The organism is Staphylococcus sp. HMSC055C03, assembly GCF_001809385.1.
Classification (GTDB): Bacteria; Bacillota; Bacilli; order Staphylococcales; family Staphylococcaceae; genus Staphylococcus; species Staphylococcus simulans.
On sequence record NZ_KV797475.1, the window covers coordinates 14,250 to 39,877 of the forward strand.

Below are 25,628 nucleotides of genomic sequence, written 5' to 3' on the forward strand. Positions count from 1 at the left end.
TTTGCTTCTCTACTTTTTTGTGTTTTTTAATGCATTTTGATAAACAGCATCAGGAAAGTGCATTAAGCGTAATAATTCAATTGCATTACGAGTATCTGCTTTACCTGGTTTGATTTTATAGTCAAAATAAATTTCATCATCTTTAATCGTTTCATTAAAATGATAATTCGCAAAATCCTGTTCAAGTAGTTGTGATAATTCAATATCATGCGTTGCCGCAATGATTCTGTATTTGGGATGTTCTGCAAGGTAATTTAAAACTGATTCAGAAGCAGCAATGCGCTCTGTTGTATTCGTTCCCTTAAATATTTCATCGATAAAGCAATAACAATAAGTGTTTGTTTGATCCATTAAGCGTAAGATAGATTTCAATTCTGCGATGAAGTAACTATCTCCGCTCAGTACATCATCTTGATTTGCCATAGAAGTTAAAATCATACCAGGCTTATATTTGAATTGAGTCGCTAATGCTGTATCAACAGTTTGCGCTAATACTAAATTGAGTGCTACAGCTTTCATGAACGTCGATTTACCTGATGCGTTCGAACCTGTCAGTAAGATGTTTCGCTGAATGTTTAAATCATTTGGGACAGGTGTCTCAAGTAAAGGGTGAACTAACGCGTTGAATTCTAATTCAGGTTGTTGTGTGACTTCAGGATGTGTATATGATTCTAAAGTTTCTTGCCATAAAGCAATCGCATAATGATTGTCAATTTCACTGACATAGTCATAACAAGCCATCAGTTCATCTTGATGCTTAGTAAAGGTATTTTGAACTGAATTGAAAATAACATAATCTAACATGAAAGCGAGTTTAATAAATTCTGCCATCGCACCGCCTTCGTTATCAGGTGAAACTTTACCTAGTAGGGGACTGAATCGTTTGGCTTTCGCGAAATGTTTGAAATTCACATCAAGTTCAGGTGCTTGTTCAAGTTGATGAATACGTTCAGCTTTTTTAATGACATTAACAGAATAAAAGGTTGCGTTGATATATTCAGAGTAGTGTTTGGATAATTTACCGCTTAGAAAGATATTCAACACAATCGTAAAGAGTAATATTAATAAGCCTGGGCCCTTTAGAATACGTACAAGTATCAAACCTATAATAGGAAGCAAAGGACATAGATAATAAATATTTTGCATTTTAATTGGTTTGATTTGATCCGGAAACATTGGATAAATTGTTTTGCCAATTTGTGATAAATGTACAGACACACTTTGACGAAATGTTTTATGATTTTTGAACTTGTTAATCAAACTTTGGTTGTTAACTTTAAACATGCCTCGAAGTGTTGCGTATAAGCGCATTTCACCAATTGCGGTGAAATTATAATTGAGTTGTTGAAACACGTCGTCTAAATTTAAATCGGACCATGTTTTATCATCGAGTGTATGTTCATTTTGCTGATGATATGTATCGTATTGATAGCGATAATGTTGATTGGGACGTATGAAGCTTTCAGATTTAGCGCGTGCATCCCATAATGAACGTATACGTTGTGCAGCGCGGTATTTTTGGTAGTAAGTGAGTATGATATAAAGCGCTGTAATCACTAGCCACATGAAGATTAAAAATAAGAAAATATTAAGTACACTATCCATGAATAATACCTCTCTATTTATATGAATTATTTATAGTATCTCATAATAATGAGCAGTCGCCAATTTTGATTGAGTTGTTGTTTTGTCAATAGCGAACATGCGTACTTATCAACAATAAGTGAATAACTTGTGGATAAGTGTGGGTAAATAGGTGAATAACTGTGGAAAGTGATGTGAATAGTCTTTAAAATGGTGTCTTTTTACCTGTGGATAAAGTGGATAACTCTGTGGATAGTTGATGTTAAGGGATTTTTAATGTTGATAATTTTGTTAAGGAATTGTAATAAAAGAGGACTAAAAATGAAGTGTTCATTTCTAGTCCTCGGTAACCTTTATGGTTTATATTATTTTTTCTTGTAATTCTTCCCACGTTTCCATAACTTGTTCGAGTTGGTGTTCGATAGTGTCTTTTTCTTCAGCTAACTGTGCAGCTTTTTCTGGATCATTAAATACTTCTGGTTGTGTTAATTGATGATCGATGGTTTCGATTTGTTCTTCGAACTTTTCAATTTCTGCTTCACAGTTTTCAATTTGGCGTTCTAACTGACGTAGTTCTCTACGCTGTGCTTTTTGATTTTCGTATGAATTCGTATTTTCTTCAGTCGAGATTTGTGCTGCTTGTTGTGCTTCATTTTTTGCGGCAATCGCGGCTTTCTCTTCAGTTTTATCTAAATAATATTGATAATTGCCTGCGTAAACAGTACCGCCATCTGGTTGCATATCGAAAACTTTATTTGCCAGTTGATTAATAAAGTAACGGTCATGTGAAACGAAGATTAAAGTACCTTCAAAATCTTGAAGTGCTTGTTCTAACATTTCTTTAGAATCGATATCTAAGTGGTTGGTAGGCTCGTCAAGAATTAAGACATTATTACGTTCTAACATCAATAATGCCAATTGTAAACGGGCTTTTTCACCACCTGATAAATCATTGATGATTTTTTTTACATCATCTTGAACAAATAAGAAACGACCTAATACTGCACGTACATCTTTTTCTGGCATGGTAGGGTATTGGTCCCATACATAGTCTAAAATGGTTTTATTAGATTTGAATTCTGCTTGTTTTTGATCGTAGTAACCGACACGTAAATTTGCGCCATGAATAATTTCGCCGCCTAATTTAGGAATACGGTCGGCTACAGTTTTAATGAATGTTGATTTTCCGATACCGTTCGGTCCAATGACTGCTAAATGATTTCCTTTAGTGATTTCCATTGTGATAGGTGCAATCACAGGCTCTGCATAACCGATTTCTAAGTTTCTAATATGGTATACGTCATTACCTGTATTACGATCAAAATCGAATTGGATATTAGCGCTGCGAGCATCTAACATCGGTTTATCGATACGTTCAATTTTTTCTAAAACTTTTCGACGACTTTTAGCCATTCCGCTTGTTGATGCACGTGTGATATTTTTTTCGACAAATGTTTCTAGTCGTTTAATTTCAGCTTGTTGACGTTCGTATTCTTGCATACGTTTTTGATAGTATTGATCACGTTGTGTGATAAATTTACTATAGTTGCCGACATAGTGTTGAACTGCACCGAGTGCGACATCGTAGATTTGGTTGACCGTTTTATCTAAGAAGAACCGGTCGTGACTGATAATAACGATAGCACCTTTAAAGTAATTCAAATAATCTTCGAGCCATTGTGTTGTTTCCATATCTAAATGGTTGGTCGGCTCATCGAGTAATAATAAATCAGGTTCACTCAATAACATTTGTGCAAGTGACAAACGCGTTTTTTGACCACCGCTGAAATCATTTACTGAACGATTGAAATCTTCTTCGTTAAAATCTAGTCCGTGTAAGACCGTTTTAATCTTGCTTTCAAATTGATACCCCTCTAAGCGTTCAAATTGGTTAGACAAAGCTTCATATCTTGCCATATGGTCTTTGAAAGTCTCAGATTCATATTCATCAGCATGATTGGCTAACCAATTAGTTTCCGCCTGCATCTCTTGTTCCATTTGTTTAAGATACGCAAAAGGTTTAGACATCTCTTCCCATACGGTATGGTCAGTATCTAAGGTCATTTGTTGTGTTAAATAACCGACTTTTAAATTTTTGATTTTCGAGACATTGCCGCTATCATAACCATCCACACCAGCAATGATTTTCATTAATGTTGATTTGCCAGCGCCATTTCTGCCGACAATGCCTATTTTTTCATGACTCTTTACTTCAAAGTGGACATCACTAAAGATTTCTTCCCCGTCGAAGGATTTTGAGACATTGTTTAGTTGTAGTAATATCATTCAAATTTATACGAGATTTGTCTATAAATATCTCGTAGTCCTCCTTCCTAAAAAGCGTCGCTTAGTTACTATTATAAGCGCAATTGACATGAATTCCTAACATATCACGCGAAATTAAAAGATTGAATATTTTATCAGAAATTTGTGTCAATACACATTTAATACAGACCATTAATTATTATTTGTTTAAAAAAATGTGTTCAAAACAAAATTCTAATCGTATAATAGTTAGTACATTGCTGTAATTTACAAATGCAATTATGGATGTTTTAGTGTAATAAAGAGCGTATTCACTAAAATGTTGATAATACAGTCATTCCAATTTCTGAAATCATACGGTATACTTAAATAATAAAAAATGATTCCAGAAACAAGCTGAGTATTGTTGTACAGCATTATTAACTATGATAATACTATAATCTGCTAATAGTCGATAAAATGACTACTTTTCACAACTCCATGGCTAAATTAACATAACTTCATACGATTAAAAGTATAGTTTTATTATGGTTGAACTGAATAAAGTTTGGGATAGTAGTTAGAAAGATTTGGAGGAAAATAAATTGGCTAATCAAAACAATAAAATTCCTCGCGCGACTTTGAAACGATTACCCTTATATTACCGATTCGTGAATACCCTTCAAGAAAAAGGGATAGATAGAGTGAATTCTAAAACAATCAGTGAAGCATTGGATATTGATTCAGCTACCATCAGAAGAGATTTTTCATATTTTGGTGAGCTGGGTAAAAAAGGTTATGGTTACAATGTGGAGAGTTTATTAGAATTCTTTAAAGGCGAAATCAGCGAAAGTGATGTAATTCGTATTGGTTTAGTCGGCGTAGGGAACTTAGGGAAAGCATTGCTTTCATATAACTTCTCAATCCACGATGATATGGTGATTACAGAAGCGTTTGATATTGACGCGGATGTAGTCGGTACGCAAATTGGAAAAGTTGAAGTTAAAGACATGGATGCCATTCATGATATTTTGAAAAAAGGCAATTTAGATGTAGTGATTATCACAACACCTGGAAGAGCAGCACAAGAAGTTGCTGATCAACTTGTCGCTAGTAACGTAAAAGGCATTTTAAACTTTACACCTTCACGTATCGATGTACCTGATAATGTATCAGTACATCATATTGATTTAGGGGTAGAATTACAGTCTTTACTCTTCTTTATGAATAATATGAATCGTAAATAAAGAAAAGGAGTTTGCTTGAATTTTCATTCAATGCAAACTCCTTTTTTAGTTTAGGCTTTTTGAACTGTTATTGTCCAAGAAGCATCTCCTAATTGTTCGTAATTTGTTACAGGGTAAGATTTTTCAGCTGCCCAGTTTGGGATAGCTTCTGTCGCTTGTGTGCAGTCAAAGTCAATTTTCAATTCGTCTCCGACTTCTAATTCTTCCATTTTCTTCTGTGCTTCGATAAGAGGGAAAGGACAAACCATTCCGACTGTTCCTAGTTCGTATACCATAGTTTCATTCTCCTTTGTTTAAAACTTTTAATTCGTTATGGCTATTTTAACTTAATTATGATTGTGTTGCAGGTCTTGAAGCAGTTGTTTTAGCAGGTGCTTTACGTAATGCTTTCATTGGTTTAATAAAGATAAAGTAACTCATTAACCAAGTACCTAAAATCATTGATGCAAGAGCAATCCAGCCTTGCCAAGATAATGCTGCTGTTGCAACTAAGCCGTTACCAATTGAGCAACCGCCGGCAACTGAAGCGCCGAATCCCATTAATGCACCGCCGATAACACTATTTCTTAAAGTCTTTTTATCTGGTAATCTCCAAGCAAATTCACGTGAACCTTTAGCTGCAATATAAGATCCGATGAAAATACCTAAGACTAAGAATACACCCCAGTCTAAGAATGATGTTTTACCTGTGATGATAAATTGTACTAAATTTGAAGAAGGTGTAGTGATACCTAAACCACCTTCACGGCCTGCTGAATAACTCATTGGCCAAGCAAGTAACGCAATTAATCCAACAACAATTGCTGCTACGAATGGGTGGAATTTCTTTTCAAAGAAGAAGTGACGTACACCTGTGAATTTTTGTTTTAATTTAGGGACTGCAATTTTCGGTTTAGGTTTACGTACTGTTTTAACCACAAAGAACACTGTAATTGCTGTAATGACAATGACCCAAACCCAAGCAGGAATACCTGTACTTGTTGACATATCTGCATTAACATTAGTTTTTGAATTAAGACCTTCCATCACTGGTTTTAACAATCCTGCTTTAGTAATAGCTGAGAATACTGCATAAGCAACTAAAGCTAACCAGCTGCCGATAAGACCTTCACCAGCACGGTAGTAAGTACCAGTGGCACAACCGCCAGCTAATACAATTTCAACACCGAAAACAAATGATCCAACAATTGTTCCGATAATTGGGAATGTTCCGTTATCTAAAGGTTTGCCAATTATCGCTGTGAAAGCTAATAAGCCAATTGCTTGAACAGAAATTGCAATGAGTAAAGCGTAAAACATTTTATTATTTTTTTGAACATACATATCTCTAAATCCGCCGGCTAAACAAAATCGTGTCCGCTGCATTACAAATCCTAGTAAACTCCCCACAATTAGACCGCTGATAATCATCCAAATCATTTAATCCCTCTTTTCCGATAATGTTGATAAGGTTTATCCTAATATACAATTGACCAAATTGCAAGGGTATAATTTTACCCTAAATTATTAATTGATTAAGCACAAGTATTATCTTATAAAATTGATATAAATGTCATAGATAGAAATCCGTATGAAAAAGAGGATAGGTGGGCGTATATAAATATGCTAAAATAAAAGAAATGATGATAAACGTTTAATTAGGAGGACATGGTTGATGCAAGATTGGATAAATGAAGTAGAAACGCAACGAATAGAACAACTACCAGCTGAAAGAATTGCTGAACTCAAAGACAAGTTCGCTTCTTCACCGTATAAACAAACATTCCATTTACAGCCGCCATTTGGTTCAGCGGGTAAACCGAATGGTCTATTATTTGATGGCAAGCATTATTTAATAAGTCATGTATGGTATCCATTTACGATTAATAATGGATTAAGCTATAGTTACGCATATCAAACTCCTGATTTAATACAAAATCCTACAGAACAGATTATGTTAAAACCAGACGGATTATTTGATGATGAGGGGATTAAAGGCGGCAGTGCGATAGAGATCAATCAGCAGACACATTTTATATACTCAGCAAAAAGTAAAGATGCTGTTATTGAAGCACCTTTCACGCAACTGCATGCAGTGAAAAATCATACAGGTGAAATCGAAAAATATGAGCAACCTATCAATTTTGAAGTGCCTGAAGGCTATGTTCAAAATGTACAAGACCCAAAAGTGTTTGAAAAAGATGGAGCACGTTTTGCATTGTTAAGTGCACAAACAGAAAAAGGACAAGGAAGATTATTAGCTTATCATGCTGACGATCTCAACCAATGGCAATTGATTGCACCCGTCCATACAAATCTTTCTCACTTTGGTGATTTTTGGCATGCATCTGATTATTTCACTATGAACGGTTATGACATTTTAACTTTTACAGCTGAAAATACGGAACACGCATTTAAAGCAGGTTACTTAATGGGGCATTTACATTTCCATAACTTTAAGATGAATCATGGCGATTTCAAATTGTGGGATGACGGCTTTGGTTTTGTCTTCCCTCAAACGTTCGAAGATGCTGAAGGTTCGCGTGTCTTAATTGGTTTATTAAAAACAGAAGGCGAATATGAACATTTGCCTGAAATTGCACAAGTTCCTTGTCTTTCTATTCCAAGACAACTTACTATGCACAACGGAAAGATATATCAAACACCACACTCCAGCTTAAAACAATTAAGATATAACGAAGAAACAGCATTAGGTTATGCCAATAAATTTGCGAAACAGCTCCACCCTTATGAAGGCGACAACTTTGAACTGCAGATTGAAATTTTGGAAAATGATGCGACTGAAATCTATTTTGAAGTAAAAGTCTCAAAATGGAATTCGACAAAAGTGACGTATAACACACATTCTCGTTTAGTGACATTAGATTGCAGTGAAAGTGGAGAAGTACCGCTTGCAAATGTTGAAACGAAATGTTCAGTACAATTGAGTCGAGATTTAGAGCATTTACAAATTTTTGTAGACCAGTCTAGTATTGAAGTTTTCTGTAATCATGGTGAGCGTGTTATGTCTTCACGCATTTTCCCTCCAGAGAATAGTAAAGGAATACGTGTAGGTACAGAATCAGGTCAAGCATATTTAAAATTCACGAAATATGATTTGCATGGTATATATGAAGTAGAAGATAACTCGGAGCAATAAATTATAAGTGGAAATATAAAAAGAATAAGTAGAAAAGAAGGGCTGAAATCAATTGCGATTTCAGCCCTGTTTGATTAGATTTTCTTTAAATTTCTTACTGAGATATAACAGTGTTCACCATTTTTAAAGTAGACCTCACGTTCTTTAGATATTACTTCTTCGATGTTATTGCGATTAATGACGTAACTATTGTGACAACGGAAGAAGCGGTCATCTAATTGGCTTAAATCTTTTAAGTTGCCATAAAATTCGATTTGACGATTGTCTAAATGCGCAATTAAGCGATGTGATTTTGCCGAGGATTCAAAGAACATGACATCATCGTAATTAACATAGACTGAGTTACTACCACGTTTTAACTCAATTGTTTCGAGACTAGATTCTTTTGAAAGCAACTGTAGTCTCGTCAATGCAGTTTCGATACAATCAATAATTCGAGATTTCATTTCTGAAGGGTCATCTTTAAAAATAAAGTCCATGGCTGCTACTTTATAAACGAAAGTAAGATAAGTGAGTTCACTGTGGCTAGTAATAAAGATAATACTGCCGACAGAATCATAGTTTCTAAGTTCGCTGCCAAGCTTAATACCGTTAATATCAGAATCTAACTGAATATCTAAGAAGTAACAACAAATCTCATTTGTAGCTTTAGCGAATTCTAATACCTCATAAGGATCACCCGTTGAGAGCGCCACTTCTAAAGGTTTTTCTTCAATCATAATATAATTTTCAATGATGGATTCAATGTGTTCACGCTGTTGTACATCATCTTCGCATATAATAATCTTCACGTTTATTTCACATCCTCGTGCTCTGTATTCATGATTTCAAGTTTTTGTATAAAGTAATGGTTTTCAATCACAGTATCTAATAAGACATTATCCGTTTGATCAATAATTTCTCTTAAAGTTGATAGCCCTAAACCTCGATTTGGACCTTTAGTAGAGAAGTTCTCTTTAAATAGTTCATGAACTTTAGGGATATCTTTAGCACACTTATTCATCACAATAATCATCACGGCATCCTTATTTTTCATAAAGCCGATTTGAATTAAAGGATCATCGATTTCAGTGGAAGCTTCAATTGCATTATCCAAAATAATCCCCATTACTCTCGATAAGTCAATCATGTCTAATGAAATATGATGTATCTCATCAGGTACTTCAACACTTACTCTGATATTATTTTCTTGTGCTTGAATAATTTTAGTCGTCAACAAACCTTTTAACTCTCGAATTTGTAAACGTTCAAGTCCATTGATTTTAAAAGAATTCGTCTGCATATTATCTTTAAGTGGAACAATATGCTCCTCAAAATAAGCTCTTAAACCAGGCATATCGTCATCACGAATAAACTCAGACATGGAAAGTAATATATTCACATAATCATGTCTGAACTTGCGCATGTCGTTATTAATCTTTTCAATACGTAAGGTGTATTTATAATAATTCTCTATTTCTTCAACTTGTCTCTTATACTTCATTTCTCGTAATACCGTGAAGCTGATTACTAACACTAAAACAACTACGGCAAGAATGAATGAAATGTATAATATGACCATCAACTGTAAGTTTTTAAAAGTACTAATATTTTTTGGCATAAATGTAAACAAGGAAATGAAGATACTAGCTAAAAAAATAGAGACAACTGACAAATAAAGCTTATTGGTTGATAAATAAGACTTCTTTAATTTTTGTATTATAAAACGGACCAAGTAAGCTAATATAAGTGATGTAACAGTAAATAAAAATAAGTATACTGCATAAACAATAATAATATTAGTTTTTTCTTGATCAAGTATTAAGAATGAAGAGATGGCAGAAAGGTTCCCTAAATAAATAATGAGAACACTTCCTACCATTGTTAAAATAGAATATAATTTTGTTTTTCGATAAAGATATATAGTGTCAATAAGAATGATAATGAACAACGTAAATCTGTTTAAAACAATATAAATTAGACCGCTAATAATAGTAATAAAGCCAATTGTCATCTTTTCTTTTGGTGTATATTTAAAGTTTAGTATGACTTTAGAGATAATAAATAACATCAATCCTTGATAGGACGATATTAAAATGCCGCTTAATAATTCCATGTTTAAACACACTCTCTATAACGATGAAATTTGAAGTTCTTATTTGTCTTCTTCTAATAATTCTTTCGGTACAGTTGGTTCATCTAAAAACCCTAGGCATGGGTTATACTTAGCTAAGTTTCCAATTTTCTCAAAGATAAAAGCGAATAATTTAAAGATACCATTTAATAAGTCCATTACAATACATCCTTTCTGTTTTTAGGGAAAAATATTGGCAATTGTGAACCGCCTTGTAATGTGATACCTAGCAAAATCATTTGTTGGTAAGCATTAGGAACAAGGAATGAAATTGCAAACATTAATGTTGCAAGAATGATTGCCGTGATTTTCTTTTTCTTAATCAGTCGTGTGGGAATTGGTTGCTTAACTGTAGCAGCAGGTGCATAAATACAAAGTAAAATGACTGCGATTGCTGCAAGAGTAATCATAATGTTGATTGGTACATGATACGTTGCTAAGAGCCATGGCAACATTACGAATAAAACAATACTTTCTATATAGCATGCAAGTGTTGATTTGGCATGCGCACCGTGTGCAAAGTGTCGGATAATAAAATAGCTTAAATGAACAGTTAGTGTGTATAAGAAAACATGGAATAGAAGAGCAAGTCCATAAACGACAATCGTTTTGAAAAGGTTATTGAAAAAGACTTCTAGGCCAAGCTTTATTTTTAAATAAGCGATACGGTCTAGATTGTTTCTTTTTTGAAGGGCTTGAGCCCAACGATCAACCTGCTTATAAAAAGCCTTTTGCATAGCCTCACTCTCCTCACTGACATTATACAACTAAAAAGGATATTTTATTGATTCATTGCCTAACTGTTCGTTTTTTATTCCAAACTGTAGAAAATCTACTATTATCGTCATTTTAACATATATTTATAGACAGTTATGATTGAAATATCATAAGTTAGGGATTATTTAACATTAACTTTAGAAATGATGTTTTAATGAAGATGTATCACAGAGATGTGATAAGAATTCAGGTAACACATTACATAAACATATCGTGTTTGAAGTCAATGTGGTTACCTTACTTCATCTTAATATTTCAAAGAAATTGGTTTATGGCATCGTTAATATTCTTCGTAGGTCTAACATGCCTTAGACTAACTGATCATCCTATATTGAAAAGAAAGGGGGCAATACACATGGCAGGAGATATCGTAGGCACTATCGGTGAATTCGTAAAATTAATCATCGAAACAGTTCAAAAATTCACTCAAAAATAATTCCTTATTTATTGTCCTTTGAGTATAAGCACTAAATTGTTTAATCCTTAAAGCAGGAATCGGTGTTTGTCCTTGCATTGATTCCTGCATCTCTCATATATGTATATCGGAAATGAAGCGTTCGGTATGCATATCATTGTAGTTAAATTATCGTGAGTAACATTAAATTTATCAAATATCGGTAAATTCACTAAATTTTTTTCATAATTAATAACATCCCCAAAAATAGATAGAAAAATAACTGTAAACATTCCCTTAATAATAAGTAAAACCCATGAGTTCCTCCCAAACTCATGGGTTATTTTTATTGATCATATTTATAAAGGTGAGGGCGTCTATTATCAAAGACAGGAATATTTTGTCGTTGCTGCTTAACTTCATCAAGATTAATATCTACAGTTAAGACTTCTTCTTCAGTTCCTGCTTCAGCTAAGATTTCTCCATTCGGATTAATCACAAGAGAATGACCCGCGTATTCTGTGCCACCATCTTTTTCAAAACCGCAAGTATTACAAGCGATAACGAAGATATCATTTTCAATCGCTCGGCTTTGGAGCAATGTACGCCAATGATTTAAACGTGCCATCGGCCATTCAGCTACATAGAATAAAATATCTGCACCTTCAATAGAAGGGTGTCGTGCAATTTCAGGGAATCGTAAGTCATAGCAAATGATTTGTGACGCACGCACTTGTTCATTAAGGTTAAAGACATAAGGAACAGTTTCACCGCCAGTTAAGTATAAATGCTCATCTAACATAGGAACGAGATGTACTTTATCGTATTGATAAATCAATTCGCCTTGTGCGTTAACTGTGAATGCAGTATTAAAAGTATTGCCTTTTTTCTTATTAGAAACTGATCCAGCAACAATTGTAACGTTATAAGCACGGCTTAGCTTTTGAATGAATGATAGACTCTCTTTTAAATCATCATCTGATAAAGTAGATAATTGTTCTAGTGCGTAACTGTTATTCCACATTTCAGGTAAAACAGCGACGTCTGTATCAGATTCAAGGTTTTTTGAAAATAGTGATTCAATCTTATCTTGGTTAGCTTTCGCATTACCATGTGCAAGATTGAATTGAAAAAGTTGAACTTTCATTGATAATCCTCTCCATTCTTTTATTAATATTACTGTACTAAAGTACGTTATGAATTTCCAATATTGATAATAATCTGATATTTAAGAGCTTTATTTGGATTATTACAAATTATTAAGTATATTAACACTTCTTTTCATTCTAATATACATATAGAATTTAAAGATAAGTTCTTATATACTTAAGTTGATTGCTATATTTGATAAAAGGAGGTGCGTTAAAATGAAAAAGAAAGTATACAAAAAATTAACATTGACCATCGCTGCAACTGGGCTGCTATTACCAAGTACAGTAACACATGCCGCAGAACAAGCACAAAATAATCAACAAGTACCTGTTTCAAAACAAACAGAAACAACTAAAACACAATCAGATGGTTTAAATAATCAAAGCGCGCCTGAAGAAGAAACGTTAACTCAAAGTCCGAGTGACACTTCAAATGAAAGTACTTCATCTAGTGTTCAGCCAAACCAACAGAGTGATACTACAATACAAAAAGAAGACCAAACAACAACACAATCAAATAATACATCGACAAATGAGGAGACAAATACAACACAAGAAGACACTTCACAAGATACGACAAAACCTCAACCAAACGATCAACCTGGAGGCAGTTCAACAGGTGCAGAAAGTTCGGACAACCCAAATGACAGCAGTAATAATACTGAAACCCAACCCGAACCTACAAATCCAGAAGAACCAAATCCAGAGGAACCAAAACCTGAAGAAACAAATCCAGAAGAAAAACCATCTTCAGGCGATAATACAGAAAAACCTGAAGATAATAGTGAAAATGATAAAGGACAAGGTGGCGGTACGATTCCACAAAGAGGAGAGGGCGGTTCACATCCAGTTGAACCATCACCTGAAAAACCTGTGCCAGACGAACCAACACCAGAGGAGCCTGAACCAGGAGAACCATCAATGCCAGATGGACCCACTACACCAGAAACACCAGAACAAGGCCCATCAGACAATAATTTACCAAGCAACAATAAATCTGGACAAAATTCATATCAACCGAATCAACAAGTCACGCCAACTTCAAGCTATCATCCATCAGCTGACTATATACCGAACAGTTCTAATTTCGCTTCGGCAACACCTTCTTTAAATGGAGGCTTAAATGAACAGCAAGCTTCGGATGAAGTAATGCCTTTTTCAAATTTAGGTTTAATTGGTGACCGTTATGGCCATTTGATTACAGGGTCATTTAGATATAATCCGTTTATTGTTCATCAAGTGGGTATGATCAGTGATGATACGCAGTCTACTGAAGATGATGTTCATGCAGTGTTGCAACCGCAAAATTTTAGTAATAATAGTAATTTAAATAATTTACAGCAAAGTACGGGCTATTTCAAATATCAGTATTTCAGTCCTATGAGAGCGCAACAATATTATGCAAATCTAGACTTGCAAATTTTAGGATTAGTAACAAGTGACTTAGGCTCAATGCCAGATTTAAAAGAAGTAAAACGAGATAAGCATGCTGAAGCTAAACAGACAACCAAACCTTCAGAAGATACAAAACAAAATGCAGATAAAGCGAAAAAGAAACAAGAAGAAAAAACAACTGATAATCAGAAATACCCACGCTTACTCAACACTTTGTTAATTGTATTCGGGGTTGCATTTATCTGGTGTATTGTATTAATGATTATGAAACGAAAGAAGCAATAATATAGTATTTAGATTAGTAACTATATTAATAGAACCTAATTCAAAAAAATCACGCAACAAGTTCGAGAGTAACCTGTTGCGTGATTTTTTAATATCCAATCATATGAAAAATAAATGATACAGATTCTTGCATTTTTTTAAGATCGTCTGCGAATAATAATTGAATGACGACCACGTAACTATTCATGAAGATATGAATTAAAATGGGTACGGCAATACGCTTGGTGTAAATATAAAAACCAGCTAAAATAAAGCCCATACCAAAATAAATTAAAATAAAGTTTGGGTCGTTATGTGCCATAGCGAATAATGCTGAGCTGACTGTGCCAGCAATGATAAAACGTATGACTTTATTACCTCTAAGAATATTGAAAATCTCACCGAAGATAACCTTTCTGAATACGAATTCTTCTAAGAAAGGTCCAGCAATTGCCACGAGTACAATAAAAATAGGTGCTTCTTGAATAATTTTCATAATGCCGGTTGTATTCGGGCTTGGCTGATCGATTTTAAATACAAAATGATTTAATAGAGAAGCAATAATTTGATATAACAGTACGACAATGAGCCCTACAATGGCCCAAAGAATGACATAACGTTTTTGGACTTTCGGTTGTAATTCTAAACGTGTTTTGTTTTTGATTTTATAATTCATCCACAAAATGACCAATGCTGCTAAAATCATTAAAATGACTTGTGTGTATGATGTCGTAAGCATAAGTTGCTTGCCTTTAAAATGATCAAACAAACCAGCACGATACAACATCTGTGGACCGAACAATGCAAGTCCATAAACGATCAAGGTTAGGAATGAAAACCATAGTCGTGACATAATGTAACTCCTCCATACTATCTAGTTGCTATATTCATTTTAAACTAAAAGTTTGTGCGAGGAAAATAAAATTCTAATTGCTTGATGTATTGACCAATTTTGATTAATATAGAAAGTGGATTAGCACTCAGGATATGAGAGTGCTAAACAAAACTTGATATGTAAATAAATCAAATATGAAATAAACAATTGCAACAGATTAGAGGAGGAACGACCATGCTTAAACCATTAGGGAATCGCGTGATAATTCAAAGAGTTGAAAGTGAACAAACAACTAAGAGCGGAATCGTATTAACTGATAAAGCGAAAGAAAAATCTAATGAAGGTAAAGTTATCGCAGTCGGACCAGGCAGAACTTTAGATAATGGTACTGTTATTACGCCTGAAGTTAAAGAAGGCGACACTGTGGTATTTGAACAATATGCCGGAAGTGAAGTACAAGTCGGTGAAGACAAATACCTTGTTATCAGTGAAGAAGAAATTCTAGCTATCGTACAATAATACATCAATCATAACAAATAACAGGAGGCTATAAACATATGGCTAAAGAAATAAAATTTTCTGAAGATGCACGTCAATCAATGCTTCGCGGTGTAGATCAACTTGCGAATGCAGTCAAAGTAACAATCGGACCTAAAGGTCGTAACGTGGTGCTAGACAAAGAATTTACTGCACCTTTAATTACAAATGACGGGGTAACGATTGCGAAAGAAATTGAACTAGAAGATCCATATGAAAATATGGGGGCAAAATTAGTGCAAGAAGTTGCGAATAAAACAAATGAAATTGCTGGGGACGGTACAACAACAGCTACAGTACTTGCACAAGCAATGATTCAAGAAGGATTAAAAAACGTAACAAGCGGTGCGAACCCTGTTGGTTTACGTAAAGGTATTGATTTAGCAGTAGGTGAAGCGGTACAAGCTTTGCATGATCAATCTCAAAAAGTTGAAAATAAAAATGAAATTGCACAAGTTGGTGCTATTTCAGCAGCCGATGAAGAAATCGGCCGATACATTTCAGAAGCAATGGATAAAGTTGGTAATGACGGTGTTATCAGTATTGAAGAATCAAACGGCTTCAACACAGAATTAGACGTAGTTGAAGGTATGCAATTTGATAGAGGTTACCAATCTCCATATATGGTAACTGACTCTGAAAAAATGGAAGCTGTATTAGAACGTCCATATATCTTAGTGACTGATAAAAAAATCAGCTCATTCCAAGATATTCTTCCATTATTAGAACAAATTGTTCAATCTAATCGCCCAATTTTAATCATTGCTGACGAAGTAGAAGGCGATGCTTTAACAAACATCGTATTAAACCGTATGCGTGGAACATTTACTGCAGTCGCAGTTAAAGCACCAGGTTTCGGTGATCGTCGTAAATCAATGTTAGAAGACATTTCAATTTTAACAGGTGCACAGTTCATCACTGATGACTTAGGTTATGACTTGAAAGATGCATCTATTGATATGTTAGGTACAGCAAATAAAGTGGAAGTTACTAAAGACAATACAACAATTGTTAACGGTGATGGAGATAAAAATTCTATCGATGCACGTGTATCACAAATCAAATCACAAATTGAAGAAACTAACTCAGATTTCGACCGTGAAAAATTACAAGAACGTTTAGCTAAATTAACTGGCGGCGTAGCAGTAATTAAAGTCGGTGCTGCAAGTGAAACAGAATTAAAAGAACGTAAATTACGTATCGAAGACGCATTGAACTCTACACGTGCAGCAGTAGAAGAAGGTATTGTTGCTGGTGGCGGTACAGCATTAGTGAATGTATACAAACGTGTCAGCGAAATTGAAGCTGAAGGTGATGTTGAAACAGGTATTAATATCGTCTTAAAAGCATTAGAAGCACCTGTACGTCAAATTGCTGAAAATGCTGGTTTAGAAGGTTCAATTATCGTTGAAAAATTAAAACATGCAGATCCAGGTGTTGGTTACAACGCAGCTACTGGTGAATGGGTGAATATGTTAGATGCAGGTATCGTAGACCCTACAAAAGTAACACGTTCAGCATTACAAAATGCTGCAAGTGTAGCAGCAATGTTCTTAACAACAGAAGCTGTAGTAGCTAAAATTCCTGAAGAAAATAATGATGCAGGCAACCCAGGAATGGGCATGCCAGGCATGATGTAAGAGATATCATAAATAAAGCAGTTTAATTCATAAACTGCTATCGATAAAAAAGGCGCTTCATTAGTATGTATAGCTAATGAAGTGTCTTTTTGATAAATTTTACTTAAATATGTGCTTTAAGGTAGGCGATATGTTCTTCACGTGTTGCCCAGCTGGTCGCAAAGCGTACGATTTTATGCGTCTCGTTATACTTCTCCCAACAAGTGAATTTTATATATTCACTCAATCTTTCAATTGTTTCATTGTTCATAATAAAGAATTGCTGATTGGTTGGTGAATCTAAATAGAGTTGGTAGCCTTTTTCAACAAATGCTTGTTTTAATTGCATTGCCATATCCACTGCATGTCGACTGATATCTAAATATAAGTTATTTGTAAATAATTCAGCAAACTGAACACCGATTAAGCGGCTTTTCGCAAGTAAGGCACCGTGTTGTTTAACAATAGATGTAAAGTGCCTCGGCTCATTGTTGCTTGTGAAGACAATAGCTTCACCACATAAAGCTCCGATTTTAGTACCACCTATGTAAAAGACATCTGCATATTTGGCAATATCCTTAATATCTAAATCAGCTTCATCACTGACTAAACCATAACCTAAACGCGCGCCATCAATGTATAATGGGATCTCATATGTTTTACACATGTTTGAGATGCTTTCTAATTCTGATTTTGTGTATAAGGTTCCGTATTCAGTAGGATAAGAAATATAAACCATACCTGGATAAACCATATGTTTATAGTTTGAGTCTTCATAGAAGTCATCAATATAATTTTTTACTTGATCAGCAGTGATTTTACCATTGTCAGAAGGTACCGTTAATACTTTATGACCACTGAATTCAATCGCACCGGATTCATGTACACTGATGTGACCAGTGTCCCCGGCAATGACACCTTCGTATTTGTTTAGCATTGCGTTAATTACAACTTGATTCGTTTGTGTTCCACCGACTAGAAAATAAATAGCAGCTTCTGGCATATCGATAGCTTGTCTGATTTTACTAATTGCATCAGCAGTAAATGTATCATTGCCGTATCCAGACTCCTGTACGTAATTAGTTTGAACTAATTTTTCTAAAACTTTTTCATGTGCACCTTCTAGATAGTCATTTTCAAAAGATATCATGGGTCCTTCCTCCAATTCATAGTATTTTTTATAATGCAATTCTAGCTGCAAAGCAAAAGAGGCATAAGTAGTACTAATATTCAGAAAACATTATTTAGAATTCAAGAACTAATGTACCAAAATCACATCTTTTCAAAAGTCTTATACAGTTAGAGAATGTTTTAATAATAATGCGGTTAGTTGATTGTGTCAACCACAAGATAATACTTTTATATTTTAATCTTGCAAAGCTTTGGGCTGTTAATACTGTAAAATAGAGGAGTTATATAAATTATAGCGATTTTTTGACAATTCATATTATGGCAGTAAAACAGACGCTTTTTTAAGTGATCATACATAAAAAACTCTGATGGACTAAGCAGTCGATCAGAGTTTAGCTAATTATTTATTATTGTTGTAAGTCAGCGATACCTTTTGCGATAGATTCGAACACATGAGGGATATCGTCTTTTTCGATACAGCTGAAAGCAACACGGATATCAGTTTTGTTCAAAGCAATTGTACCGATAGAATATGCTTCGATTAAGTGTTTACGTAATGCTTCCGCATCAACACCTTTAACTTGAATTGCCATGAAATAACCAGAGTTGAAATCATAAGGTGTCCAGTAAGCTTTAAATTGCTCATCATATACCACTGATTTTGTGACTTCATAACGTTCGCGTAAAGTATCGATGTGACGTTGCACATCCGCTTCAAACGCTTCACGATGTTCAGGTTGCAATACATATTGAACTGCACTTTGTGAAGGCATAGGACCGCTTGAGATATTACTACGGATTAAACCTTTAACTTTAGCTTCTAAGACAGCTTTAGTAATTTCATCATTAATACCGAAAGTAATAAAGCCGACACGTAAGCCCCAAGCAAAGAATTCTTTAGTTGCGCCGTCTAATCTCACCGGTAAGATATTTTCTGATTCAAGCTGTGTTAATGCTGAGAATAATGATTGCGTATAAACATCTTCATAGAATAGACCATAATACGCATCATCAACAATTGTAATTACTTTAGTACCGCGATCAGCTAAGTCTTTAATTGCTTTAGCGATAACATCAACTTGATCTGCAGTTGGTGTATAGCCTGTTGGGTTATTTGGGTAATTCAACAATAAGATGACTTTGTCTTGATCATAATTTTCTAAAGCTTCAACAAAACCATCAGTTGTGTAGCGATTTTGTTCATCAAAGATAGAATATGTTTGAATATCAGCACCATGACGCGTATTAAAAATTAATTTATAGTTGCCCCAGTTTTGTACAGGTAATAATAACGTATCACCAGCATTAACGAATAAGTCAGCTAAAATAGATAAGCCATGTGTTAATGCGTTTGTCACGATAGGTCTAGAAATTTGTTTTTGTTCTAAATCAGGATTTTCTTTTAGAATTTTTTCTTCCCATAACGCACGTAATGTTTCTAATCCTTGCGGTGGCGCATAAGGGAAAATTTCATCTGGATCTAGATGTTGGTATAAATCGTAGATTGTATCAGAGTGTAATTTTCCATTATCATCTGTCGCCATACCAATTGTTGCGTTATACTTTGTTGCTTTAGCTTCTGCTGATTGAGATAAAATGCCTTTAGGATAAAACATGTGTTTACCTAAGTCAGACAGCATGTCCAATATCACAGGGTTAGATTGTGTAAGTTGCTCATTTAAATCAAGCGCTAATGGATTCATAATAATTCCGCCTCACTTTTTAAAGTCTTCATACATTACTATATTATCTTGAATGAGCTTAAATAGAAAGTAGAGAACGACGATTTTCAGAAAATATGGTCGATTATTCTAAATGTATCCTTAAAAATAGAAAAACTAACCATGAATACCCAATAATTATTTGATATACTGATTATATTTGAGGTGAAAATATTGAAACATTTGACTAAAATTTTTGTGATTATCGCAATTCTAGCGTTTTTAGCTGGTGCTTATTTTCAATTTATTGAAGATGAAGGCGCAAGTATTAAAATGTTTTTAGCGGCCATCATGTTCATGATTTGTGCTTTTATCAGTCGTAATAATGATCGGAAGAAAAGAGAACAGTATAAACGTAAAAAGTAACTGCACAATGCACTTGTGCAGTTACTTTTTTATTGCTTCTGTGTATATACAATATATATAGGAAAGACTGATATTTGAGTGATTATGTAAAGATTACGTTAAAATCATAGACATAACTGTTATATCTGTGTATACTGTGTATATACAGTTAGGGAGGAAGTTAGATGAAAATACTGCTTAAGAATAATAGTGAATATCCGATATATGAACAAATCAAGCAGCAGATTAAAGAAAATATACTCAAAGGTTATATTTCTCCCGGTGATCATCTTCCCTCTATGAGAGAACTTGCGAAAGACTTACGCGTAAGTTTAATTACGACCAAACGTGCTTATGAAGATTTGGAGAAAGATGGGTTTGTGACCACAATCAGGGGAAAGGGTACTTACGTTAAAGAGCAAGACAATGCGATATTGAAAGAAAAGCAATTTATAGTCATCGAAGATTTAACGAAATCATTAGTAAAAGAAGCAAAAACAATCGGTATGCCGCTTGAAGAGTTGAATGAAATCTTAGCATTAATCTATGAGGAGGAAAATGAATGATAGAAAAAGCTATCGATGTACAGTCACTTTCGTATCATCATAAAAACTTCGAGCTTAAAGATATTTCATTTCATGTTCCAAAAGGTTATGTGACAGGTTTCATTGGCGCTAATGGTGCAGGTAAAACAACCATTATTCGTTTATTGATGAACTTGATTCATCGAGAATCTGGATATATTGAAATGCTTGGACATGAAATGCCGAAACAAGAAAGAGAAATCAAAGAACAAATCGGTTTTATTTATTCGGAATTATACTTGAATGAAAAATGGACAATCGAAAAAGTAGAGCGATGTATTGGACCGATGTATCGCAATTGGAATCATGATATTTTTCACCACTACATAGAACGATTTAAACTTCCGCTTAAGAAGAAGATTAAGACGTTTTCAACAGGAATGAAGATGAAACTTTCCTTTGCGATTGCATTCAGTCATCATGCGAAGTTGTTCATTTTAGATGAACCGACAGCAGGATTAGACCCTATCGCAAGAAATGAAGTACTAGAAATCATCCAAGAAGAACTTATTAATGAAGATGTTTCAGTTTTCTTTTCAACACATATAATTTCAGATATTGAGAAAATCGCAGATCATCTTGTTTATCTTAAAGATGGGCAAATTATCTTCAATGAACCGAAATATGTATTGTTGGATGATTACCAATTAATACGTGGTAGTGTTGAAGACTTGGATGATGAATTAAAAAATTACATTATCAATTTGAAAATTAAACAAACGGGTTATGTAGGATTAACGAAAGAAGCGGATGCTTTCAAAGAAATCTTTGGTGACCGAGTAGAAATTTCTAAACCGACCATTGAAGAATTGATGGTTAATGTAGAAAAGGGTGGCTTAGATGAAGCAAAGCTTGGTGAAGTGTTATGAAGACATTGCTCAAAAGAAACTTACTATTAAGAAAATATACTTTAATTGTTTATGCATTGATGATTATACTTGCGCCAGTTGTATTGCCATTGATTAAAGGTGATTCGGTATGGAGTGTTATTATTAAAAATATCTTTGCGGCGCTTGTTATGTTTATCATTATTTTTGATAGCGGACAAGTCTTCAGATTGCAATTTAAATTAGGCGGTAATAAAGCTTATTACTTCAATCACAGCTTACCTTTTTCAGCACGTCAGCAGTTAAATACACATTATTTAACAACACTCTTGTTGGCATTAGCAGGTGCAATCGTGTTGATTGTGTATAATGACGTGCCGCAAGGTGCAGAGATTAATAGTATTGAACTGATGACGCCTTTGACATTTATCGCAATTAACCTTTTGGGTCACGCACTCGCTTTCCCCAAAAGTTCTGAAGTAAGAAGGGATTTTATTCCTTATTGGGGCTATATCGTTGTTGCGAATATTGTTGTACCGATTTTAATCGCAATTGGTTTCTTGTTGATCGCAGTTGTGACAGAACGTTTTGATATGATGTCAGACAAAATGGTGGAAGTTTATATCAATAGGTTTGTGCTTTGGTCTGGCTTATTATGTATCGTAATTTTTGTGGGAACATATTTTTATCAGCTTAAAAAAATTAATTCAAATCAATAGTCATTTAAAAGGAGGTCTTTTGATGAAACTTGAACATATTACAAAACAATACGGTTCTAACAAGGTATTAGATAATATTGATTTTAAATTTGATCAAAGCCGTATTGTCGGTTTGATTGGGAAAAACGGTGTAGGTAAAACGACATTAATGAAAGTCATGAACGGCAACATTATTAATTACTCAGGAAAGGTAAATTTAGGTCCTGATGAACGCGTCGGTTATTTAATTGAGCACCCTAAACTTTATGATAATAAATCAGGCTTATATAATTTGAAAATCTTTGCGCAAGTCTTAGGTAAAGGCTACGACAAAGCTTATGCACAAAGTATTATTGATGCATTCGGCATGGCGCCTTACATCAAAAAGAAAGTCAAAAAATACTCTATGGGTATGAAACAAAAACTTGCGATTGCAGTGTCATTGATGAATAAACCGAAATATTTAATTTTAGATGAACCGACAAACGGTATGGATCCAGATGGTTCAATTGATGTGCTTGAGACCATTCAGCGATTAGTTAAAGAGTTAGATATGAAAATTTTGATTTCGAGTCATAAATTAGAAGACATTGAATTAATTTGTGACCGTGCAGTGTTCTTAAGAGATGGCCATTTTGTACAAGATGTGGATATGGCGAAAGGGACACCGACAGATGTGACAGTCTTGGAATTAGGAAAAGACTTATCAGATGAGAAATTTAAAGAGGTTTTAGATTATTTGACGATTCATTTCAGTATCTTACAAAGTCATAAAGATTCTGGTGAAATTTCATTAAAATCAATCAAAGATTACAAAGAATTATTAAAAGGACTTGCAGGATTAGACGTCTTCCCAGAATACATTGAAACACGTAAACAATCATTACGTGATACGTACTTCAATATTAATCAAAGAGGTGAGAAAAAGTGAATCTATTCCAACTCGTAAAACATGACATTATCAGTATCTTAAGAAGTCCATTAACGTATTTAGCACTTATTTTAACATTACTTCCAATTATCGGGATGACAGCATTGATTAATCAACAAATGCATAAAGTAGATGGAGATATTATTATGGCCATGGGCAGCTGGTTCTTCTCTATAGTTGGATTACTGTTTATGATTAAAACAATCACAAGAGATATCTCTCAAGGTACGATTCAATTATATTTAAACAAAACGAGCAATCGTATAAAGTATTTTATTGCGAAAGTCTTATCTATCGCATTTATCGCGATTTTAATCACAGTGCTTTTAGATGTGCTTGTTTTAATTATTCAAGCCGTTACAAAAGGACCTGATGTGAAAGATGAGAAGATGTTGCAGATTTTATGGTTCTACTTTATTTTCTTATTATTCTTTGGTCTGTTGTTATTCTTGGTAGCGTTAATCGTACCAAAACCAGCATTGATTTATGCGTTAGGTATATTCTTAGTCTTGATTGTGCCATTTGCGGAACCATTTCTACCTATGATTCCGAAAATTGGAGATGATATCCAAAAAGCATTGAAATATATTCCGTTCAGTTATTTAACGAACAAAACAACGACAGGGCACTTTAAATTCAGTAATTGGCAATGGTTTATTTCAACGGCTTCGATTGTTGTCTTATTTGTTGCTAATACGCTATACATTACAAAAAAAGATATTTAATCAAAAAAGCCGGAATGCTAGTTCATGTACTCTAGCTTCCGGCAGTTTTATTATGGGTTCAGTAATTTGTTCATGATAGAGTTGTAAACTTCTTTCCAAAGATTTGAATCTGTTTTGAAGCGGTTGCTGATGACAACATGAGTTTGTTGTACGGCTTCATCATAATTTTCATCATCTTTATCTGGAAGTAATTTTTTTCTAGTTTCTTCAACGAAGACTTGTGCAGCTTTTGCGCGTGGGCCCCATACATTTTCTTGTTCGTATTGATCATTTAAGAATACGAAAATTGGAATCGCACGTGCTTTACCATTCGTTAAATATTGATCAATCAAGTCTGTGTCTTGGTCCCTATGAAAGACGCGTACTTCGAGGTCTAACAATTCGCTGATATGTTTTAAGATCGCAATATTCATCATGGCATCCCCACACCAATCTTCAGAAATTGCGAGTACTTTACGATATGACTTTTGCTTGACTTGTTCGATACGTGAATCATCTTCAGGTACTGTAAAACTTTCATAAATCTTAAGTAGACCTTCTTGATTTTCTTTCATCTCAGAGATATACGTATCTAAATCTTGAGCATTTTGAAAATATGTTTCTAGTTTTGTCATCGATAAAACCCCCTTTGTTAATTGATAATATTATATCAACAAATGATTCAGAATTAAAAGGAAAGGTTGTGAAAATTCTAAAGATTATATAGTGTTGCAAATGTAGTTAATATATTTTGAAGAAAAAGTAATATATAAGTGAAATAGCACCGTGCAATTTCTAAAAATAGTAGTATGATAAATATGTGCGAAAAATACATACGAAAGAGCAGTAAAAAGGAGTGATTCTTTTGAAGTATAAATTAGTCGCAGTACTTATGTTTTCAACGATAAGTGTAATAACTTTATTGATTTCAGGGTATATGAGTAGTACAAAATCAGTTGATTTATCAGAAATGACAATTAACAACATGAAGATGAATCAATCATTTAATCCAAAGGGTTTTAATGAAAATCATAATATTCAAGTCGACCGCTTTGCGTTTTATTACAATGATAAGCATCCTAATTTTGTGGTGAAAGTTGATAAGGCACATCATAAAATTAATGGAATGGTTGTTATTAAGGATAAACAAATTGAAACGAACATGGGCTTTAAAGTAGGGGATGATATCAGCGATGTCATTCAAGCACTAGGCAGCAGTTACCAATTAACAGAAGGTAAGAATGGTTATAAAACGTTGAATTACGTTGATAAAGAAAATCATTTAAAACTTAAAGTCTTATATCAAGATGATGAAATTAAACGAATTGAATATTTCAAATGAGAATTCTAATTAAAGATGGCGTACTTGAAAGGCAATTTAAGCGGCC

The 25,628-nt window shown here is 34.1% G+C and carries 26 protein-coding genes; 13 read left to right on the forward strand and 13 right to left on the reverse strand.

Annotated features, from left to right (window positions below):
• Positions 1–9: 9 nt before the first annotated feature.
• The gene (locus HMPREF2603_RS02045) at positions 10–1,605 is read right to left on the reverse strand and encodes a MutS-related protein (protein WP_070501896.1); all 1,596 of its coding nucleotides are present in this window, start codon (positions 1,603–1,605) and stop codon (positions 10–12) included.
• Positions 1,606–1,944: 339 nt separating this feature from the next.
• Positions 1,945–3,870, reverse strand: a complete 1,926-nt coding sequence (locus tag HMPREF2603_RS02050; protein WP_057510847.1) for an ABC-F family ATP-binding cassette domain-containing protein — start codon at positions 3,868–3,870, stop codon at positions 1,945–1,947.
• 563 nt (positions 3,871–4,433) lie between these two features.
• Between HMPREF2603_RS02050 and HMPREF2603_RS02055 the strand changes: the two genes are divergently transcribed.
• The gene (locus tag HMPREF2603_RS02055; RefSeq protein WP_060804006.1) at positions 4,434–5,075 is read left to right on the forward strand and encodes a redox-sensing transcriptional repressor Rex; all 642 of its coding nucleotides are present in this window, start codon (positions 4,434–4,436) and stop codon (positions 5,073–5,075) included.
• Positions 5,076–5,125: 50 nt separating this feature from the next.
• Here HMPREF2603_RS02055 and HMPREF2603_RS02060 read toward each other — a convergent pair whose 3' ends face one another.
• Together HMPREF2603_RS02060 and HMPREF2603_RS02065 are read right to left on the reverse strand one after the other, a co-directional pair.
• Entirely contained in the window at positions 5,126–5,350 is a 225-nt protein-coding gene (locus HMPREF2603_RS02060; RefSeq protein WP_002481726.1) for a sulfurtransferase TusA family protein, read from the reverse strand.
• Between the two features lie 55 nt (positions 5,351–5,405).
• Positions 5,406–6,494: a YeeE/YedE family protein gene (locus HMPREF2603_RS02065; RefSeq protein WP_070501898.1), complete on the reverse strand. Its 1,089-nt coding sequence runs from the start codon at positions 6,492–6,494 to the stop codon at positions 5,406–5,408.
• Positions 6,495–6,729: 235 nt separating this feature from the next.
• Between HMPREF2603_RS02065 and HMPREF2603_RS02070 the strand changes: the two genes are divergently transcribed.
• The gene (locus HMPREF2603_RS02070) at positions 6,730–8,214 is read left to right on the forward strand and encodes a GH32 C-terminal domain-containing protein (protein ID WP_002481724.1); all 1,485 of its coding nucleotides are present in this window, start codon (positions 6,730–6,732) and stop codon (positions 8,212–8,214) included.
• A 74-nt stretch (positions 8,215–8,288) separates the two neighbouring features.
• On the opposite strand, the gene agrA is transcribed toward HMPREF2603_RS02070, so the two are convergent.
• From agrA to HMPREF2603_RS02090, 4 genes are read right to left on the reverse strand one after another with little or no spacing between them, the layout of a single operon-like run.
• The gene (gene agrA, locus HMPREF2603_RS02075; RefSeq protein WP_002481723.1) at positions 8,289–9,005 is read right to left on the reverse strand and encodes a quorum-sensing response regulator AgrA; all 717 of its coding nucleotides are present in this window, start codon (positions 9,003–9,005) and stop codon (positions 8,289–8,291) included.
• Positions 9,006–9,007: 2 nt separating this feature from the next.
• Positions 9,008–10,309, reverse strand: a complete 1,302-nt coding sequence (agrC, locus tag HMPREF2603_RS13800; RefSeq protein ID WP_070463420.1) for a quorum-sensing sensor histidine kinase AgrC — start codon at positions 10,307–10,309, stop codon at positions 9,008–9,010.
• Positions 10,310–10,348: 39 nt separating this feature from the next.
• On the reverse strand, positions 10,349–10,486 hold the full coding sequence (gene agrD, locus HMPREF2603_RS02085) for a cyclic lactone autoinducer peptide AgrD (RefSeq protein ID WP_023015908.1): 138 nt from the start codon (positions 10,484–10,486) through the stop codon (positions 10,349–10,351).
• The gene (locus tag HMPREF2603_RS02090) at positions 10,486–11,064 is read right to left on the reverse strand and encodes an accessory gene regulator AgrB (RefSeq protein ID WP_060804003.1); all 579 of its coding nucleotides are present in this window, start codon (positions 11,062–11,064) and stop codon (positions 10,486–10,488) included. The genes agrD and HMPREF2603_RS02090 overlap by 1 nt, the downstream gene beginning before the upstream one ends.
• A 311-nt stretch (positions 11,065–11,375) precedes the next feature.
• Between HMPREF2603_RS02090 and HMPREF2603_RS13315 the strand changes: the two genes are divergently transcribed.
• On the forward strand, positions 11,376–11,540 hold the full coding sequence (locus HMPREF2603_RS13315) for a delta-lysin family phenol-soluble modulin (protein ID WP_158257062.1): 165 nt from the start codon (positions 11,376–11,378) through the stop codon (positions 11,538–11,540).
• 304 nt (positions 11,541–11,844) lie between these two features.
• Here the strand turns inward: HMPREF2603_RS13315 and HMPREF2603_RS02095 are convergent, their stop codons facing one another.
• Complete coding sequence (locus tag HMPREF2603_RS02095; protein WP_060804002.1) at positions 11,845–12,645, reverse strand: carbon-nitrogen family hydrolase; 801 nt, start codon at positions 12,643–12,645, stop codon at positions 11,845–11,847.
• Positions 12,646–12,865: 220 nt separating this feature from the next.
• Between HMPREF2603_RS02095 and HMPREF2603_RS02100 the strand changes: the two genes are divergently transcribed.
• On the forward strand, positions 12,866–14,329 hold the full coding sequence (locus tag HMPREF2603_RS02100) for an SdrH family protein (RefSeq protein ID WP_060804001.1): 1,464 nt from the start codon (positions 12,866–12,868) through the stop codon (positions 14,327–14,329).
• An 88-nt stretch (positions 14,330–14,417) separates the two neighbouring features.
• On the opposite strand, the gene mroQ is transcribed toward HMPREF2603_RS02100, so the two are convergent.
• The gene (gene mroQ / locus HMPREF2603_RS02105) at positions 14,418–15,161 is read right to left on the reverse strand and encodes an intramembrane glutamic endopeptidase MroQ (RefSeq protein WP_060804000.1); all 744 of its coding nucleotides are present in this window, start codon (positions 15,159–15,161) and stop codon (positions 14,418–14,420) included.
• Between the two features lie 216 nt (positions 15,162–15,377).
• Here mroQ and groES point away from each other — a divergent pair, with 216 nt between their 5' ends.
• On the forward strand, positions 15,378–15,662 hold the full coding sequence (gene groES, locus HMPREF2603_RS02110; protein ID WP_002481716.1) for a co-chaperone GroES: 285 nt from the start codon (positions 15,378–15,380) through the stop codon (positions 15,660–15,662).
• A gap of 38 nt (positions 15,663–15,700) precedes the next feature.
• Positions 15,701–17,320 (forward strand): chaperonin GroEL, encoded by a 1,620-nt coding sequence (gene groL, locus HMPREF2603_RS02115; protein ID WP_002481715.1) that lies wholly within the window; start codon positions 15,701–15,703, stop codon positions 17,318–17,320.
• A gap of 103 nt (positions 17,321–17,423) precedes the next feature.
• On the opposite strand, the gene HMPREF2603_RS02120 is transcribed toward groL, so the two are convergent.
• Both HMPREF2603_RS02120 and HMPREF2603_RS02125 read right to left on the reverse strand, forming a co-directional pair.
• Positions 17,424–18,449 carry a threonine aldolase family protein gene (locus HMPREF2603_RS02120; protein ID WP_002481714.1) on the reverse strand — a complete coding sequence of 342 codons (1,026 nt, stop codon included), beginning with the start codon at positions 18,447–18,449 and terminating at the stop codon, positions 17,424–17,426.
• Between the two features lie 388 nt (positions 18,450–18,837).
• Positions 18,838–20,133 (reverse strand): aminotransferase class I/II-fold pyridoxal phosphate-dependent enzyme, encoded by a 1,296-nt coding sequence (locus tag HMPREF2603_RS02125; protein WP_070463423.1) that lies wholly within the window; start codon positions 20,131–20,133, stop codon positions 18,838–18,840.
• Positions 20,134–20,325: 192 nt separating this feature from the next.
• Here HMPREF2603_RS02125 and HMPREF2603_RS02130 point away from each other — a divergent pair, with 192 nt between their 5' ends.
• The 6 genes from HMPREF2603_RS02130 to pmtD all read left to right on the forward strand — a co-directional run bounded on the left by HMPREF2603_RS02130 (position 20,326) and on the right by pmtD (position 24,261).
• A complete protein-coding gene (locus HMPREF2603_RS02130; protein ID WP_002481712.1) occupies positions 20,326–20,517 on the forward strand; it encodes an SE1626 family protein in 192 nt (63 codons plus the stop codon).
• A 164-nt stretch (positions 20,518–20,681) separates the two neighbouring features.
• Positions 20,682–21,062: a PSM export ABC transporter transcriptional regulator PmtR gene (gene pmtR, locus HMPREF2603_RS02135; protein ID WP_002481711.1), complete on the forward strand. Its 381-nt coding sequence runs from the start codon at positions 20,682–20,684 to the stop codon at positions 21,060–21,062.
• Positions 21,059–21,949, forward strand: a complete 891-nt coding sequence (pmtA, locus tag HMPREF2603_RS02140) for a phenol-soluble modulin export ABC transporter ATP-binding protein PmtA (protein ID WP_060803979.1) — start codon at positions 21,059–21,061, stop codon at positions 21,947–21,949. Before pmtR ends, pmtA begins: the two co-directional genes overlap by 4 nt.
• Positions 21,946–22,626, forward strand: a complete 681-nt coding sequence (gene pmtB / locus HMPREF2603_RS02145) for a phenol-soluble modulin export ABC transporter permease subunit PmtB (RefSeq protein WP_060803978.1) — start codon at positions 21,946–21,948, stop codon at positions 22,624–22,626. Before pmtA ends, pmtB begins: the two co-directional genes overlap by 4 nt.
• Before the next feature lie 22 nt (positions 22,627–22,648).
• The gene (gene pmtC / locus HMPREF2603_RS02150) at positions 22,649–23,536 is read left to right on the forward strand and encodes a phenol-soluble modulin export ABC transporter ATP-binding protein PmtC (RefSeq protein ID WP_002481708.1); all 888 of its coding nucleotides are present in this window, start codon (positions 22,649–22,651) and stop codon (positions 23,534–23,536) included.
• The gene (gene pmtD, locus HMPREF2603_RS02155; protein WP_060803977.1) at positions 23,533–24,261 is read left to right on the forward strand and encodes a phenol-soluble modulin export ABC transporter permease subunit PmtD; all 729 of its coding nucleotides are present in this window, start codon (positions 23,533–23,535) and stop codon (positions 24,259–24,261) included. The genes pmtC and pmtD overlap by 4 nt, the downstream gene beginning before the upstream one ends.
• Positions 24,262–24,311: 50 nt before the next feature.
• Here the strand turns inward: pmtD and HMPREF2603_RS02160 are convergent, their stop codons facing one another.
• A complete protein-coding gene (locus HMPREF2603_RS02160) occupies positions 24,312–24,875 on the reverse strand; it encodes a thioredoxin family protein (protein WP_002481706.1) in 564 nt (187 codons plus the stop codon).
• A gap of 221 nt (positions 24,876–25,096) precedes the next feature.
• Here HMPREF2603_RS02160 and HMPREF2603_RS02165 point away from each other — a divergent pair, with 221 nt between their 5' ends.
• Positions 25,097–25,582 (forward strand): hypothetical protein, encoded by a 486-nt coding sequence (locus HMPREF2603_RS02165; protein WP_226956295.1) that lies wholly within the window; start codon positions 25,097–25,099, stop codon positions 25,580–25,582.
• Positions 25,583–25,628: the final 46 nt, after the last annotated feature.